We start from the raw sequence: 15563 nt of genomic DNA on the forward strand, positions 1-15563 counted from the left end.
CGGTCAGTCCTGTACGCTCCTCGCCCGGCCCGGGCCGGGTCGTGCTCGATCGCCCCGCGAAGCAGGCGGCTTTCCGCCTCGCGCTCGCCCGTGCGCCGGCATGTGAGAGCCGACCTGCTCAGCGATGAGCCGCCGGTAGTTCGGGCACTGGGTGACGTCGTCGTACTCGCAGTTCAGGCCGCCTTCGATGAGCTCCAATGAGGCCCGGGCCGCGGCAATTCTCGATCGGAGCTCTTCGGCCTCAGCACGCAGGATCTCGTGCCGGGTAGCGCGCTCGACGGTGCCAGACAGGCTCCTGATGGTGTCCAGGCTGAGGCCGGCCTCCTTGAATATGAGGATCGTCGCCACGCGGGTGAGGTCGTCCGCGCCGTAGCGGCGGCGTCCGCCTGCGTCCCGTACGGGGTGCAGCAGGCCCATCGACTCCCAATGCCGCAGGACGTGAGTGGCGAGACCGAACCGTGCCGCAAGAACGCCGATGCTCATCGTGCTCGCGCCGTTGTCTCCGCTTGACTTCATGTTGACATTAAGTCGCAGCCTGGCGTCCATGTCCAAGAACCAGGAAGCGGTGGAAAAGCACCGCGACACCGAGGCCCTGCTCGCCGTCCTCGACGCGGCGGACCAGATGCCGAGCGCCAGCCTGCTGCGGGCCCGCTCCTACGAACTGCTGTCTCTCGTCCCGAGCTCGACTGTCGTGGACGTCGGCTGCGGTGCCGGACGCGCCGTCGCCGAGCTGGCCGAGCGTGGTGTCCACGCGGTGGGCGTGGATCCCGATCCGTGGATGCTGGCCGCGGCCCGGGAACGGTGGTCGGGGGCCGAGTTCTGGGAGGCGGGGGCGGAGGATCTGCCGTTCGCCGACGGAAGCGTGCGCGGCTACCGTGCCGACAAGGTCTTCCACGTACTTCAGGAGCCGGGGCGCGCGGTGGCGGAAGCGCGGCGCGTCCTCTGCCCGGGCGGCAGGATCGTCCTGGTAGGGCAGGACTGGGACACCATCATGGTCGACTCTGATGACGCGGCGCTCACCCGCACGATCGTGCACGCCCGCGCCGACCTCCTGGGCACGCCCCGCGCCGGCCGCCAGTACCGCAACCTGCTCCTGGACGGCGGCTTCAACGACGTCACCGTCGAGGTGCACACCAGCGTGTTCACCGATCCCGCGATGCTGTCGCTGCTCACCAGGCTCGCGGAGCCGGCCTGCACGAGCGGCGCCGTCGGCCGTGACCAGGCCGATGAGTGGCTCGCCGAACAGCGCCGACGCGCCGAGGCCGACCGCCTCCTCATCGCCATCCCGTTCTTCGTGGCCGCCGCCTCCGCCTAGAGAGCAGACGGAGGCACGAACTGCGGGGATCCGCTTGGCCAGGGAACGGTGACCACGCCTGTCAGGCACTCGTGGCCGATGCGGGTTTCCTTGGCCAGCTGGGGGTGGCCCCCCCTTCCGAGCCAGGCGGCGGGTCATGAGGGTGATGGCGGCCCAGGTGATCAGGGTCTCAGAGCGCTGACTCGCTGTTGCTGTCGTGGCCTGAGCGTCAAGCCCGGTCGCGCGGCATCGCCCGTTTGATCTCTGGGAAAGCCCTTCATCCGGGCGAAGACGTGCTCGACGTGGGCACGGACCTGCCGGTGCGAGCGATTGTGTGCCTTTTTCCAGGCCGGGAGTTCCGCTTGGCCGCGGTGGCGACGGTGTGGGATGACCAGGCCCGTGCCCCGGTAGCCGCCGTCGGCGATCGTGGTGGTCTTCCCGACGGCAGCCTTCGCGCCCGATTCCTCCCACGCCTTGCAGTCGTTGCGGTTGCCGGGCGGCGGCTTCCCGATAGCGACGACGAGGCGGCTGTCGGCATCGATGACGACCTGGTGGTTGGTGGAGTACCGGTGGTTCTTGGACTGCTCGGCGATGCTGTGGTCGCGCTTGGGCACCAGGGTGCCATCCACGGTGAGGACCGTGCCCTTGCGGAACCGCTTGCGCGGCTGGAGCGCGAGACGCGGCCCGAGGCGGCCGATGATGCGGCCGGCTGCCGACTTGGAGATCCCGAACAGCGGGGCGAGCTGTCGAAGCGTCAGGTTGGTGCGCCAACACGCGGGTCCCGAGAACGGTGCTGTCCAGGACGTTTCCGACGCCGTGATCACACCGGCCACACCGTGATCATTCCACTCGGCTCCACTGCCCTGGGCATGGTCGGTCTCGGCGGACCCGTCAGTCCAGACGGGCCGGCTCTTGAAGCGTGTGAAGCGAGGAGGAACGGATCGTCTGCCGTCAGGTGATACCCAGGCGCGCCAGGACTCCGCTTCCAGTAGGGCTGGGAGGGCCTGAGCTGCCACTGAGCGGCGAGCCCCACGTGGGGTCGTGCCATGCGCTCCCCGCTGAGTGCTCGAGCAGATGCTGTGCCGTGATCGGGGCGGTGTCCTGCGGAGCTCCTACCGCAATCAGAGCGGCGCTGAGCGTCGCCGTTGCCTCGTCCGGTAGGGCATGCTCGGTAAGCAGGGGAAGCAACAGCAGGAGGCGGGCAGCTGGGTCCTCGATCCCCTCAGCTACGGGGCTCGGACTGTCGACGATGCGGATTAGTTCACGCCACGTCAGTGTGCCACCCACCAAGTCCCCTTCCCAGCTGGCAATTTGCTGGGCACTGCTCCAGCTCGGATGGGTGAGCAGGTAGTCGACTCCGTAGTCGCCGACAAGGTTGCGGTAGACCACCACGACCCCGTACCCGCCCTCAACCGGCACCCGGAACACCGGCCACCGCTCGGGATCCATGAGCACCTCGGACATGGCATCGACATCAGCCCCGTCATCGCCGAACCACTCCGGCTCAGCACCCGCATCACGACAACACGGGCCCCACAAGTGGTTCGACCAAAGGCCCGGACGGGCCACCAGTGGCTCCCCGGCAACCAGCGGGCCGCCGTCATATCCCTCAATCAGCACCCCACAAGCCTGCCATCTCCCACTGGCCGGGTTCGTTCCGGGCACCAACGCGGAGGCTCTGCCGATGCGGGACAGCCGTAATGCGCAGCGGGGAGCAGGCGAGGACCACAAGCGGGGCGAGCAGCAGGAAGGTCCCGGCGGTCAGGGTGGGCCGCACCCCGGTCCACGTTCCCAGGCCGCGCTGAAGATCGACGCCACGACCGTAGTCCCCGGCAGCCGGCCGATGCGCCCGCTTCTTCAGGGCTTTCGGAAGGCATCGACCACCACGGTTCTCGACCTGACCGAAAGCTCCCTGAATATCACTCGGGTATGGGCACCACCGTTTTGGTCTTCTTGTCGAAGCTGAACTTGAACACATCGCCGTTGCTCGCGACGGCACGAGCGGTCTCCCAGAGCCGCTTCTGAGTGTGGCCGCGATAGGACGCCACTGCCGTCCCCCATGCGCTGATCAGCTCGGCCTGTTTCGAGCCGTAGAACCAGTCGATCCGGTCAGTGGCCGGTGCGCCGGAGCCCTTGGCCGACGCGTGAGCGTCCAAGGCGTCGAAGAACGCCTTGTTGATCGAAGGCCAATCCGTTCTCGGGATGCGTATATTCCCGTTCCAGCCGAGGAACACTGGCTTCTTCGAGCCGTTGTGGAAGTACTCTTGATAGTGGCTCAGATTGCCGCCCGCGCAGATGTTGCAGCCGAAACCGAAGACGAGCTTGCACTGCTTCTTGAAGGGCGCCGTGTCGACACTCACCTGTTCGGAGCGGGTGTCTGCCGCATGGTTGTACTCCTGAAAACTGACCTTACCGAGGTCCGTGAAGTCGGCTACCCAGTTCGGATCCTCGTCCTGCCACCACATGCGCTGCCCGCTCTGATGCCCGGCGAGGTATACGACGTCCGGCGCACCGCCCACTACGTCACGCATCCACGCCTGGAAGGCGTCCGAGTATTTTCTGCGCGCTGCTCCGGTACCGATGCTGCTCTTCCAAGTGTCCAGCGTCAGGCCGTGGAACGAGGTCGTGGTCGCCCCCGCGGCCTTAGAGCGGCGTAGGCCATCCGACCCCAGGAGTCCGTGGGGCGGGAAGGTGTCCATCAGGTCCTGGCCGACCAGGGCTCCGTCCAACGCCCGTTTTTTGAATCGGTTCGTTTCGTGGAACGTACCGAAGTTGAACAGCAGAAAGGACGTCACGACCCGTCTCCGCCCATCTCGTCGATACGGTCGAGACCATCGAGCGCCGCGCTGAACTCGGTCAGCACACCGCGGATCGCGCGTGCTGTCGCTCCCAGGTTCTGCCAGTACGGTTCGAGGTCGCGACAGTCGTGCGCCAGCGCCCACTTCCGCTGCTGGAGAAGAACCTGGCGCATGCGCCGGTACGGATCCACCGCCTCCGCGAATCCCGACGCGTAGAGCGCTCCGCGCAGCCGGTCCAGGCCCTCGCACGTCGCCGCGAGCGAGCGCGCCATGGTGTCGTGCACCTCGGCAGGCGCAGTCTCCTCGCCGGGCGGGCGGGGCGAACGGGGGTGACCAGCAATACTGCGGGCGTGCGGAGGAACGTGTCCCCGTTGACGTCTGCGGGCCGACCCGTGCGATCTCGGCATGGCACTACCCCCTCGGCGGCTTGTCGGCCGTCGTGTCGTCGATGGCCTGGTCCATGAGGCTGAGGATCTTCTCCAGCCCCACGCCGATGTCCGCCTGCTTCAGCGTCAGCTGTACGTCCAGGTGGTAGGGGCCACGCACTTCGCGGCCGTGCGGCCCGGTGGTCGACGCGGGGCGCGCGACCAGATCGATCTGCCGGCTGCGGAGCAGGTCGACCAGCGGCGTCGAGCCTGTGTCGGGCGGGACCAGCGGCTGCTTGCCTTTCGCCGCCGTCTCGACGATGGCGGCCCGGAAGGCGATCCGGGCGTCCTCGACTTCCATGGCCGGGATCGCCAGCAGGGAGAGAACGGGTATGTGCGCAGTGAAGTCGGCCAGTTCACCGTTCTCGTTACGCTTCCGGTAGCCGAACGTGGCCATGCGCAGCCGGCCGGCGGTGGCGTCATCGGGCGAGCGCACGAACCCGACCTGTTCGATGAAGTCCAAAGTGGCGCGGGCGGCGTGGGTGTCCGCGCGGACCACCGCGGACAGCGCCGCTCCGATGAGCTCGTCGAGCGGCAGCGCCCGCAGATTCCCTCTTCCATCGGCCATAAGGCACCTCCGCCATCAGTCGAGTGCCGGGGCTGGTCACTCCGGCTGCAATCGGCGGTCGGACCGCTCCCCGTCGCCGACGTCGACCCATGTGTAGTTGCGGATCTCCGTGATGAGCTCGATCCGGGAGAGCACCGTCTCGGGCGCGTCCAGCAGTTCACGCAGGGTGACGGACACGTCGACGGCGCCTGCGGTCCCGCGTGCCGAGACCGTCGCGGCAGCCGTACCGAGCCCGGCGGCGCATTCGGTGGCGGCAGCAGCGATCTTCTCCCGCACCTCGGTGAGTGACCGCTCTCTGGTCAGCGCCTGGCGCACATCCTCATCCGCGAGCAGGACCTCTGCCGCCGCCTTGGTCAAGCGCTGTGTCAGAGGTCCAGGGTTCCCACCCAGTGCTTGCTCCAAAGCCTCCGGATCGCCACTGACAGCCGCACCCACCGCCTCCACGAGAGCGGCCTGAACGGCATCCCCGTCGAGGCCCGCGGGCTCGACCAGGTCACCGAGGAGCCTCTCGACGAAGGCGGCGCCGAGGGTTCTGGGGAGGGACTCGACCACGTCCTCGCGTCGTGCCGCCTTGGGGGTGACGGCTGCGACTGCGAAGGCGAGCCCCACCGACGCCTGCCGTATGTCCGCACGAGGTACCGGAAAGGCCCCCAGGACGGGATCGGCAGCGTACTCCTTGCTGATGTCGCGGGAGAACAGGTCGCTGACCACCCTGGCCCGGGCGATGTCCCGGAGTATGGCCCCCAACACATCGGTGAGGTCGGCCATCAGCGGGTCCTTTCGTCTGCGGTCAGGGCGATCTGTAGGTCGAGCCGGCTGCGGGCATCCGTGGGCACGGCGAGCAGCGAGGCCGTGTCGAGCCGGACGGGCCGGTCATGAGCGGCGAGAAAGGTCCGAGCCTGACGCACTGTCAGCGGCGCGTCCGGGTCGGGCAGGGGACCGGTAGTCGATGTGTACGGCACGGAGAGCCTCAGCCACACGGGGTGGAGCTCTGCTCCCTGCGCGTTCTCGGCGACATCTCGTGGCAGGCGCAGGCAGATGTCGTCGAGTAGCCCCAGCACGACGGCGGCGAGTGAGACGTCCTCGGTCACTGGACGCGTCATGGCGGCGGCGCTACGGGTACGGGCTCTTCTCGGATGCTCTGCTCCAGCAGGTCGAGGATGCGCTCCAGCCCGGCCGGCACATCGTCCTGTATCGCCCGCACATTCACCTTCATCTGGTACTCGCGGGCGTAGCGGGATGCCGCCTCCCGCGAGTTCTGGTACGAGACGGCAGTACGGAAGTCCAGACGGATCGGAGACCAGAAGGCCTTGTAGGTCCCCTTCACTTCGGAATCGAGCTTGAATCCGCTTTTCACCGTGCTCTCGACGGCGTCCGTCAGCTTGGCGGTGAAGTCGATCGTCATCTCGTCGATCCGCAGATACGGGATGGGGACGATGGAGAGGATGGGGACGGTGACCTCGATCTCCCGGTCCACTCCGTCCTGGTCACGCTTGGTGTACTTGAATGTCACATTACGGACGGTTCCGCCGGTGGCGTCCTTCGTCTCGTCGACGAAGAAGGGATCCGCGTCCGGATCCGGCGGGATGAACCCGACCTTTTCGATGAAGTCGATAGTGGTCTTAGCGGCCAGACCCTGTGCTTCGATCGCTGCCTTGAGAGGCGATCCGATGAGGATGTCGAACGGAATCTGCCGTAGTTCCTCGACCGCTCGCGTCATGATCCGCTCCCATGGATGGATCCGGCGGGGTGCTCGGATTCGATACGTCGAAAGACCGAGAGCGCTCACGGGACGGCGGCGGATCTCGGCCATCTCAATGAATCAAGTACTTGTAATATACCGCCACTCACGGGCGGGCGCACCCGCAGGCGGCCCTGACGAAAGGCCGACAGGTCGCCCACACCCAAATGATTGAACACTGGTGTATTCGGCGTTACCCAGACGGTGATGCTTGAGAGACGACCCGGAGCGTACGTGCGGCCGGCTCTCGCCGCGCGTCCTCGCCGCCAGCCAGGCTCGTGGCGGTTGGCACCCGCTCGGACCCCCACGCCAGTGGAATCGACGACCAGGTCAATGCCGTGAACTGACGCCTCGCCAGCTGCTCACCGTCACCGCCTGGCAGGCCGACCGGCCGCCGCTCGGGCACGAACGGCCTGTAACTGGCTGACCGTCTGGCGCAGCAGGTACTCGGCGGTGCGGCGGCTGGCGTCGGCGGCGGCCTGGGCGGTCTGGTGTCCGCGGGAACTGCGCAGCACGGTGTCGTGGACGGCTTCCGCCTCGGCCTCGGCCTCTTATCGACCACGAGCCGGCGGTGGGCGCTGGGGCGGCGTTCGTCCCGGATCCGCTCGGCCGATTCCCGCGCGGCAAAGGCGGTCAGCGCGCTCTCGTGGTCGGCGCGCCGGCACGTGTCGGCCGCCCGCCGGCATCGGCAGCCGGGGCGCAGGCGGTGGTGCGTCCTGGTACGCCCGCGCCGCACGTTCGCGGGACTCGCGGACCCGGCGGGCGTGGAGCGGGCTTCGCTCTCCCGGCGCCGCTCCGCTTCCTCCCGGGCGGCCTCCCACTGGTACTCGCGTAGCCGCTTCTGCGGGTCCTCGGGCAGCACCGCGCCGCCCGGCCCCAGGCCCAGGTCACCGAGGGGCATCCAGATGCGTGATCGGCCGCTTTCGGCGCTCGGTCAGGCTCTGCACGGCGAACGAACCGAGTGAGCAGACCACGACGCCTGCCAGAGCGGGCATTTGACCCGAATGCGCCACAGAGCGCCTCCGGTTGCCCCTCACAAGCCTTGCGCGCCACACTGGAATTGGTGGAAGCGCGCAGAGTCCTCTTGATTCCCCATCCTCAGCGGCCTCTCCCGAGGGGTGGAGGAGCACCTGGCTGATCAGGTCGTACCAGGGAGCCGACCATGCCGTCACCGCGAGACACCCGCGTGGACGCGTTCTTCAAGGACGAGTGGGCACCGATCACCTTGGTCTCCCATCCGCGCGGCGTGCACTTCAGCAGATTCACCAGCCCCTTCACACAACCGCTGACGGTGGTCAAGAACCTGCGCAATCCGCTCGACCCTTCAACCACGGTGGCCGTACCGCGGCCACAGCCGGAAAGCCACATGCTGGCCTCCAACCGGGGGAAGCAACACGAGTACCTGCTCTTCGTTCCGCCGGCCGCGCTGGTGCACGGTCTGACACCCGGTGCGAACCTCAAGGCGTCTCTCCTGTTCGGCGCGTTCGACGAGTACAACCGCCACGGCCTGCGCACCTATTTCGAGGGCCGCTCGGACCGTCTCCTCGTCTACGTACCGGGAGTCGAGGCCGACTCGAGCACCTCCAACCAGGCCTGGGGAGTCGGCATCACCAACAGCATGGTCCGAGAGCTGCTCACCGCTGCCCTGCCCACCTTCACGGGCACGGTGACCATCGACACCGTCGCCGGGTACAGCACCGGTTATCGGGGCGTCAACGGCACGGTCAACAATGCGTTCATCAACCTCGGCAGCATCAAGCGACTCATCTTCTTCGACGCCCTGTACTGGGGAGACGAACCGCCGCTGCCGAGCGGCACGGCACCGCCGCCCAATCCGCCCGGCGTCTCCGTACCGCCCACCGCGTCGCCCCGCAACACCTGGCGCATGCTCAACGCGGTCAGGGCCGCCAACCCGGCCGTCGACATCACCACCTACGAGGTCACCGAGCCCGGTGGCACACCCCGCGACGGTGGCAAGCTCCGCGCCGACGTACCCGCCGCCGGACTGATCAACCTGAAGCCGAGACAGGCGGCACTCACCGCCCTGGTGCTCGCCCGTGTGATCCGCAGCGGGATCGACGACGCCTTCCTCACCCGTGCGAACGCGCCGGCCATCGCCACACTCAGCGACAGTCTGCCGGCGCGTGGCACCCTCGCCTCCTCCTTCGCCACCGCCGCAGCGGCGGCGAACGGGACCCTGGAGGCCTGGGCGTCGGCGCATGCCGCCGCGGTCGCCGGGGCGAATTCCATCGCCGGCACCGGCCTGAGCCTCATTGAGTCCAAGAAACTGATGGGCTGGGGCGTACCGTCGCTCGGCGACATGATGCACGACGGGTTCATGGAGGAATTCGGGTGGGAGTTCCTTGCCGGCTGACCGGTGACGCCAGCTGACCGAGCTGACCGATGACGAACAACGGCATCACGGCCCCGGCAACAGCACCGTGTCCGTGAACACGGTCCGTTCCGTTACCTCCCCCGGTGTCCCCGACTTCAGGAACGCCCCGGGACGGGGTTCCTTGTTGGGGAGGAACTCCACCTCGCGGACCCGTACCCGGAACGGGCCGGCGTCCGGCGGTAGGAAGTACTCCGACTTCCACTCCTTGAGGATGGGCGAGAGACCGACACGCTTGGGTTCCGGCGAGCGCGGAAAGCCCTGGCGCTGCCAAGCCGGTACGCCGGTCACCGTCTCGAATCCGACGAGGTCCACCTTGTCGGCGGGGACGCCGCCCGGCTGGGTGCAGCGCTCCAGGATCATGTCCACCCTGTTGACGGCGGGGGCGGGTGAGACGGTTCCGGTCAGCTTGACCTCGTACTCGCGGTCGGCCTTGCGCGTCACGCGCAGCGTCCGATCGGGGAGGAGGGGCACCAGATCGGTGCCTACCACCGGGGACAGCGAGAGGCCGTCGAGGCTGTCCGGCTGGTACCGGGCGACGGCGAGCCGTACGAGGGAGCAGTTGAAGGACGTGTTGTCCGCCCCGGTGAAGGCCACGTCGCACAGCCAGCACTCACTGTCGGGGTGGTACTCCGGCTGGTGCGGTACGACCACCACGTCCCTGCCGGCCTCGTCGAGCCGCAGTCGCTGCTCCGGTCCGGCGGCGCCGGTGATGTGGCGGGCGAACGGCGCGCCCATGCGGATGCCCTTGGAGGGATAGAGGGGGTCGAGACCCGCCTGGGTGACGAAGGGTGCGAGCGCCTCCGTGGTGGCCTCCTCGTCCGGGCGTACGACCACGGCCAGCAGTTCACCGGCGCCCGTGCTGTGCCACGGCCGCGCAAGGGCCACCCGTACGCGGTTGCCGAGACGCTCGTGGACGAGTACATGGGTGACCGCGTCGAGGTCCCCGGTCCGCTTCCACTGGAACGCGGGACGGGTGAAGAGGACCACCGGGGGTGCGGGGCGGGCGGTGCTGCGCACGACGACCGGTGGCAGTTGTCTCGTCACGACGAAGTCGTCGGGGCTCCCGGAGTCGCGGAAGTAGTCGCGGAAGCGGCTGACGGCCCGGAGCGTGTAGGTCACCGTGCGGTGGCGGGTGTCGCCGAACTCCTGCCGGAACAGGGTCGGCGGGCGTGCCGGTCCGTCCTCGGCGACGGCGAGGGTGTCGACGGGCACGTCGGTGACCTGGTGCGGCTCGTCGTCCAACTGGTCCGGCCAGCTCGCGGTGACCTCCAGTTGGGCCGTGCTCCTCGGGTCGTACACGTCGGACTGCGGCACGAAGCCAGCGACCGTCGAGTTCGGGTCGCGGACGACGGTCAGGGCGGTGTCCGGAGGCCTGAGCGGGTGCTGGACGGCGTGCACCAGGGTGAGGGTGCGGGCGGGCGTGACCATCGGGTGGCGGCCCTGGCGGAGGGCCTTCACCGAGTTCTCCGGGGGGTCGGCGACGTGCAGGGCGAAGTCGTCGACGATGTCCTCGCGGGGGAACGTCGACAGGTCGAGCGTGATCCGTTCCGCCGGTGCGAGGCGGACCACCAGCCGCTCGCCCTCCCAGCCCACTACGGGGCGTCCGGCGGACGGGGTCGTCAGCCGTAGCGTCTTGGCCGCGAGGTCGGGCCACTCCTCGTCCCAGGCCCTCGTCGGCATGGGGGCGCCCGGGTCGGTACGCGCCGCCACGATCCCGCCCGCGGCCGGGTCGGGCAGCAGCCGGGCGCCTTCGGGCGTCTCCGGGTCCCCGGCGGCGAGTGCGCGGCCGACCCATTCCCAGGTCACACGGTCCGCATCGGGCGTGCCGAGGTCGAGCATCCCGTGCTGCTCGGCGACGGCGAGGGTGCTGCCGGGTGGGCGCAGCATCCGCTCGTCGTTGAGGGCGTGGTTCGTCTGCGCTGCGAATTCCTGGACGTCGAGTCCCATCAGGGGGTCGCTGCGCATGACCACGTGTTCGACCGACTCCCCGGGGGCGGGGCGGGCCGGGTCCGTCCCCTCGGGGTACGAGATCTCGGGGGCGCACAACGGCTCGTAGCGTCCGTAGAACTCGGGGGCCGTCGTGTGCCGGTCGGCCGCCGGGTCGTCGGGCGCGAGCCCGCCGCCCGCGACGTCCGCCACCCGTGCCCGCAGGGAGTAGTGGCGTCCGAAGCGCAGCCGGGGCAGCGTGCCCTCCTCCGCCTCGAAGGACATGCTGAGGTTCATGCCGGGTGCCGGGGGCGGTGACGGCGGGGGCGTACCGTCGAACGACGGTCGGGGCACGGCCAGGCTCCAGCCTCGCCAGCCGGCCACGATCTCGTCGGCGTGCAGGCCGCTGCGGTCGTGGATCGCGGCGTTGGCCTTGAGGTGGCCCTCCTCGGGCGGACCCGCTTCCCCGTCCGTGCCGATGACGGTGAAGTCGTCGGACAGGGCACCGTCGGGGAGTCGCTCGTGGGCCCGGTAGGTGGCCCTGCGCCGGTGCAGCGAGAACCATTCGTCCCCGCCGAGTTCGGGCAGGACGTCGACGCGGTAGCCGAGGACCAGGTCGTCAGCGGTGAGCACGTCCGGCTCCGCGCCTCGGTTGCGCGCTCCTCTCTCGCGCCGTTCCGTCATGTCCTCGCCCCTGCCGCGCAGCACCAGTTGCAGCCCGTCCGAGCGCAGGGCGGGCAGGGCGGGCGGCTCGTCGGGGCGCGCGGCGAGCGCGCGGGCGGCTTCGCGCATGCGCTGGGCGGCCACGTCCACGTCCACGGTCGCGACCTGCCAGCGCGGGCTCCCGCTCCGGTCCCGTTGGTCGAGGGTGACCATGCCCCCGTCCACCCGGTCAGTGGTGGCCGGACGGAAGTCGCCGCCGAACGCCGTGCGGGGGGACACGATCTCCGGCAGTGCGGCGGGGCGGCCGGGCCACAGCACCCGCACCGTTCCCGCCGACGGGTCGCCGACGCCGCCCGGACCGAGCGGGAGCTCGAAGATCAGGCCCAATGCCCGCAGCACCGCGGGGTGTTCACGCAGCAGCGACAGGGTCCGGCCGAAGCCCGGCCGGTCCGGCGGCGGGCCGGGAGTGGTGGTGCCGGGGGTCGGCTCGTCCGGGCGGAGCCAGTGGCCACGTTCGAGTGCGTCACGCGCCTTGTCGGCGAAGTCCGGTGATTTTGCGCCGAGTTGGGAGCTGACCTCGGCCCTGGACGCATCGCGGAAGGTGCGCGCCACCTCGTCCGCGTCCTTGGAGGTGGCGTGCACGGTGAGCGGGTCGTCGGCCTGCCCGGGCGGCCGGCTGCCGGCGCTCTCCACGGGCAGGTCTGCCACGAGGCGTTGCCAGACGCCGGGTTGGGCGTGCAGGCGGGGTGCGAGGTCGAGCTGCCTGGCGGGGGGCGCCGGCGGGGCCGAGCCCGGGGCGAACAGTTCGACCCGTACGGTGCCCACGGTGAGGGCAGCGGGCGGCCACTGGGCCATCCCGTGTCCGGCCGGAGTCCCGCCGTCGAGTCGTGGCACGACAAGCACGCGCAGCAGCCGGCCGCCGTCCTCGAAGCCGCCCGGCACCGGGATCCACAGCATGTCACTCATGACGCGAACGCCTTCCGGTATCGTTGCCACGCCTCGAAGCCCGCGTCGTCACGTTCGGCGACCGTGAGGCCCCGCAGGCCCCGGGCGGGAGCGCTGCCCCCGATGAGTTCGAAGGTTCCGCTGTCGACGGTCACCGTCTCCGAGTACAGCGTCAGGTCCAGTTCGATCACGACGGTCGCACGGCCGAAGAGCCTCGGCGGGTCGTCCAGGTAGGTGAGCGAGACCCGCAGCTCGACGGCGACGGTCACCAGGCCGAGCAGCTCCACGCTGCCGCCGATCCGGATGAACGCCTCCAGCTCCACATGACCGTCCGGCCGGCGCTGGAAGCGCACCCCTCCCAGGGCGTGCACCTCGGCCTTGGCGACCACGAAGTCGACGGCCAGCATCGCGCCGAACTGCAGGGAGATCTCCAGTCTCGGTTCGTTGTCACCCGCGATCTCGACGTCGGCGTACCCGCCGCCGCCGAAGGCGGCGACCGAGAGGGCGAAGGGGTGCTCACGGCTGGCGAACCCGAGCGCCACGGTCACCGGCTTCTCGACGAAGGGAACGGTCACCCGCACCCGCCCGGTCACGTTCTGCAGCACGAACAGGCCCGCCGCGGCCTTCGGAATGCCGACCTCGTAGCCGACGGTGACGCCCGTCGTCGACACACCGCTGGTCGGTCCGCGCACCCCGATGAGCTTCTCCAGTTGCGACTGCAGCTCCTGCAGCAGCTTCAGCGGACCCGCGAACTTGATCTTCAGTCCGTCGACGGCGACGGCCGGTGTGCGGCCGGCGGTGCGGGTGAACGTCACTGCGTCGAAGGACAGCTTCAGCAGCAGCGGCAGCGGCGGCGGCGGGAGGGCCAGGGCGAAGTTCCTCAAGGCACAGGTGGTCATGGGCTCCAGTGCGCCGGGCGTGCCGGTGCCCGGGGTGGCCGGCGCGTAGCCGGCGAACAGGTCCAGTTCGGGCGGCGGCCCGGTCTCCCTGGCCCGGAAGGCGCTGTGCGCCTTCAGCCGCACCCGCTCCCACCTCATCTCCGTGACCAGCACGTCGTTCACCCGCGTCTGAACGATGCTGGGCGGTTTCGGCTGGAGCGCGGCTTCGATGAGGGAGGCGAGGGGGAAGCCGAACAGGGTGGCGCCGTTGAACGCCTTGTTCAGCGCGGCCTCGAAATCCGGGGCGCCCGGCAGCACGCCGGTCGGCACGGGCCCGAGTTCGCGGGAGACCCCGTCGGCGTTGAACCGGGGCGCCACCAGGCCTCCCGAGCGGTCGGCGTTCTTGGCGAAGCTGACCGGGACACCGGACGGTGCCTCGAAGTGGAAGGGGACGTCGGGGACGGCGGCAGCACGCTCGGTCTCCGTCAACGGCCCAGACAGACCGCGCAGTTGAGGCGCGTACCGCAAGGTCTGCGGCTGATCCAGCGTTGTTCCGGGGAGCAGGGCCCGCAGGGCGGGCAGTACGGCATCGAACTTCACGACGTCCGGATGCGGGCCCGCGCCGTCGTTCCGGGCGCCGAACGTGAGCGTGTGCACCTCCAGGACGTCTCCGGGCCTGGTGCCCGCGCCGACCATGTCGAGGCTGGTGCCCGGTATGCGGGCCGTGGCATGGGGCTGCCACTGGGCCAGCACGGCCGGGGAGGGAGCCGGATTGGGGCCGCTGAAGAAGATCAGCGGCAGGACGAACTCGATGTCCGTGTTCCCGGAGCGGCAGCGGACCGGGAACTGCACGGGGGTCAGGGGTCCTCCGGGAATGAACATGTGCGGGTCCTGCGGTTCCGCCGCAGTGCTGAGGGGGAATTCCCGCCCGAGGATCTCCACCTGGTCGAACGGGAAGGTCGGCGTGCGGGTCCCGGTGAGGAGCGGCTGGCTGATCACCAGAGTCCGTCTCCTCAGGAGTCCCGCGACGCAGCCGAGTGCCTGGGGATTGTTCACGGGAAGGAACTGCCGCGTGGTGTAGTCCTGGTAGACCGCGCCGAAGCCGAAGGGCCACAGGGTTCCCTGCGTGGCGACATCCACCTTCTGGTCACGTCCGAGAACCATCTCGTGGGACCACGAGTCGGTCGGCCACTTCGCGGCGGCCGAGAGCGAGCCGCCCAGTGCGGTCAGTTCGAAACGGGTGGCCCGCGGCAGCGAGAAGGTCTGGCTGGACGTCACGATGCTCTGCCGCCACACCTCCAGCGGAGGCGGCTGGAAGAGGCCACCGGCGAGGATGCCGCTCTTCTCCGTGACGAGTGTGGGCCGGATCGTCAGGCCGGCGTCGCCCGGTGTCGCGTCACTCGCCCGCAGCATCATGGACCACAGAGCGACCGTGCCTGATGCGGCGACGACAGGCTGGTCCGTGTGCTCGGCCACCACCTCGGCGCCCGGCGTCCGGGCCAGCGGAACGACGGTGAGTCCCCAGGGCATCTCGATGCCCGAGGTCGGCTCGAGACGGGCGCGGTCGGCGAGCGCCTCGAGGATCCCCGCCGCGCTCAACTCGATCACGGTTCCCGCCGGAACCCTGAACTCCAGCTCCCCGGAGCCGGCCAGACGCGAGTCGCTGTGCACGAGACCGGCCGTGTCGAAGCCGGAGACCGTCGTCTGCTCCAGGACCGCCTGCGGCGGAAGACCCACGGTCACGGTCGCCCGGTCGTCCGACGCCACCAGCAGCGGAAGCGCGGAGGGCCCCTGACCACGGATCTCGAACCCCGACCACCGTACGGCGAGGACCACGAAGTCGTCGCTCCGCACGATCAGAAAGGTCTGCGCTGCCACAGGTCATCACCCGCTTCAAGGCGGACCGCCCGGCACCGGTCCACCCTGGCGG

12 protein-coding genes and 1 pseudogene are annotated in these 15563 nt (G+C 69.5%); 2 read left to right on the top strand and 11 right to left on the bottom strand.

Annotated features, from left to right (window positions below; translation table 11 throughout):
• Positions 1–3: 3 nt before the first annotated feature.
• Entirely contained in the window at positions 4–516 is a 513-nt protein-coding gene (locus ACZ42A_RS23825) for a MerR family transcriptional regulator (RefSeq protein ID WP_468529343.1), read from the bottom strand.
• Between the two features lie 28 nt (positions 517–544).
• On the opposite strand from ACZ42A_RS23825, the gene ACZ42A_RS23830 reads away from it, so the two are divergent.
• The gene (locus ACZ42A_RS23830; protein ID WP_468529261.1) at positions 545–1315 is read left to right on the top strand and encodes a methyltransferase domain-containing protein; all 771 of its coding nucleotides are present in this window, start codon (positions 545–547) and stop codon (positions 1313–1315) included.
• 254 nt (positions 1316–1569) lie between these two features.
• Here the strand turns inward: ACZ42A_RS23830 and ACZ42A_RS23835 are convergent.
• The 8 genes and pseudogenes from ACZ42A_RS23835 to ACZ42A_RS23870 form a co-directional block, all read right to left on the bottom strand.
• Positions 1570–2127: pseudogene (locus ACZ42A_RS23835) on the bottom strand (transposase); the annotation flags it as partial.
• Between the two features lie 118 nt (positions 2128–2245).
• Complete coding sequence (locus ACZ42A_RS23840; RefSeq protein WP_468529262.1) at positions 2246–2914, bottom strand: hypothetical protein; 669 nt, start codon at positions 2912–2914, stop codon at positions 2246–2248.
• Between the two features lie 299 nt (positions 2915–3213).
• Entirely contained in the window at positions 3214–4089 is an 876-nt protein-coding gene (locus ACZ42A_RS23845; protein ID WP_468529263.1) for a hypothetical protein, read from the bottom strand.
• Positions 4086–4364 (bottom strand): hypothetical protein, encoded by a 279-nt coding sequence (locus ACZ42A_RS23850; protein ID WP_468529264.1) that lies wholly within the window; start codon positions 4362–4364, stop codon positions 4086–4088. Before ACZ42A_RS23850 ends, ACZ42A_RS23845 begins: the two co-directional genes overlap by 4 nt.
• A 139-nt stretch (positions 4365–4503) precedes the next feature.
• Positions 4504–5085 (bottom strand): DUF2589 domain-containing protein, encoded by a 582-nt coding sequence (locus ACZ42A_RS23855; RefSeq protein ID WP_468529265.1) that lies wholly within the window; start codon positions 5083–5085, stop codon positions 4504–4506.
• A gap of 36 nt (positions 5086–5121) precedes the next feature.
• Positions 5122–5853, bottom strand: coding sequence for a hypothetical protein (locus tag ACZ42A_RS23860; RefSeq protein ID WP_468529266.1), 732 nt, complete (start codon positions 5851–5853; stop codon positions 5122–5124).
• On the bottom strand, positions 5853–6188 hold the full coding sequence (locus ACZ42A_RS23865; protein ID WP_468529267.1) for a hypothetical protein: 336 nt from the start codon (positions 6186–6188) through the stop codon (positions 5853–5855). Before ACZ42A_RS23865 ends, ACZ42A_RS23860 begins: the two co-directional genes overlap by 1 nt.
• Entirely contained in the window at positions 6185–6805 is a 621-nt protein-coding gene (locus ACZ42A_RS23870; RefSeq protein ID WP_468529268.1) for a DUF2589 domain-containing protein, read from the bottom strand. The genes ACZ42A_RS23865 and ACZ42A_RS23870 overlap by 4 nt, the downstream gene beginning before the upstream one ends.
• A 1183-nt stretch (positions 6806–7988) precedes the next feature.
• On the opposite strand from ACZ42A_RS23870, the gene ACZ42A_RS23875 reads away from it, so the two are divergent.
• The gene (locus ACZ42A_RS23875; protein ID WP_468529269.1) at positions 7989–9200 is read left to right on the top strand and encodes a hypothetical protein; all 1212 of its coding nucleotides are present in this window, start codon (positions 7989–7991) and stop codon (positions 9198–9200) included.
• A 45-nt stretch (positions 9201–9245) separates the two neighbouring features.
• Here ACZ42A_RS23875 and ACZ42A_RS23880 read toward each other — a convergent pair whose 3' ends face one another.
• Together ACZ42A_RS23880 and ACZ42A_RS23885 are read right to left on the bottom strand one after the other, a co-directional pair.
• Positions 9246–12776, bottom strand: coding sequence for a hypothetical protein (locus ACZ42A_RS23880; RefSeq protein ID WP_468529270.1), 3531 nt, complete (start codon positions 12774–12776; stop codon positions 9246–9248).
• On the bottom strand, positions 12773–15511 hold the full coding sequence (locus tag ACZ42A_RS23885; protein ID WP_468529271.1) for a hypothetical protein: 2739 nt from the start codon (positions 15509–15511) through the stop codon (positions 12773–12775). Before ACZ42A_RS23885 ends, ACZ42A_RS23880 begins: the two co-directional genes overlap by 4 nt.
• Positions 15512–15563: the final 52 nt, after the last annotated feature.

Source organism: Streptomyces sp. NPDC030838 (genome assembly GCF_055572035.1).

Coding starts and splice junctions, on each gene's coding strand:
- ACZ42A_RS23875 (WP_468529269.1), top strand. CDS start 7,989: ATGCCGTCACCGCGAGACACCCGCGTGGACGCGTTCTTCAAGGACGAG.
- ACZ42A_RS23860 (WP_468529266.1), bottom strand. CDS start 5,853: ATGGCCGACCTCACCGATGTGTTGGGGGCCATACTCCGGGACATCGCC.
- ACZ42A_RS23825 (WP_468529343.1), bottom strand. CDS start 516: ATGAAGTCAAGCGGAGACAACGGCGCGAGCACGATGAGCATCGGCGTT.
- ACZ42A_RS23855 (WP_468529265.1), bottom strand. CDS start 5,085: ATGGCCGATGGAAGAGGGAATCTGCGGGCGCTGCCGCTCGACGAGCTC.
- ACZ42A_RS23865 (WP_468529267.1), bottom strand. CDS start 6,188: ATGACGCGTCCAGTGACCGAGGACGTCTCACTCGCCGCCGTCGTGCTG.
- ACZ42A_RS23880 (WP_468529270.1), bottom strand. CDS start 12,776: ATGAGTGACATGCTGTGGATCCCGGTGCCGGGCGGCTTCGAGGACGGC.
- ACZ42A_RS23830 (WP_468529261.1), top strand. CDS start 545: ATGTCCAAGAACCAGGAAGCGGTGGAAAAGCACCGCGACACCGAGGCC.
- ACZ42A_RS23870 (WP_468529268.1), bottom strand. CDS start 6,805: ATGACGCGAGCGGTCGAGGAACTACGGCAGATTCCGTTCGACATCCTC.
- ACZ42A_RS23850 (WP_468529264.1), bottom strand. CDS start 4,364: ATGGCGCGCTCGCTCGCGGCGACGTGCGAGGGCCTGGACCGGCTGCGC.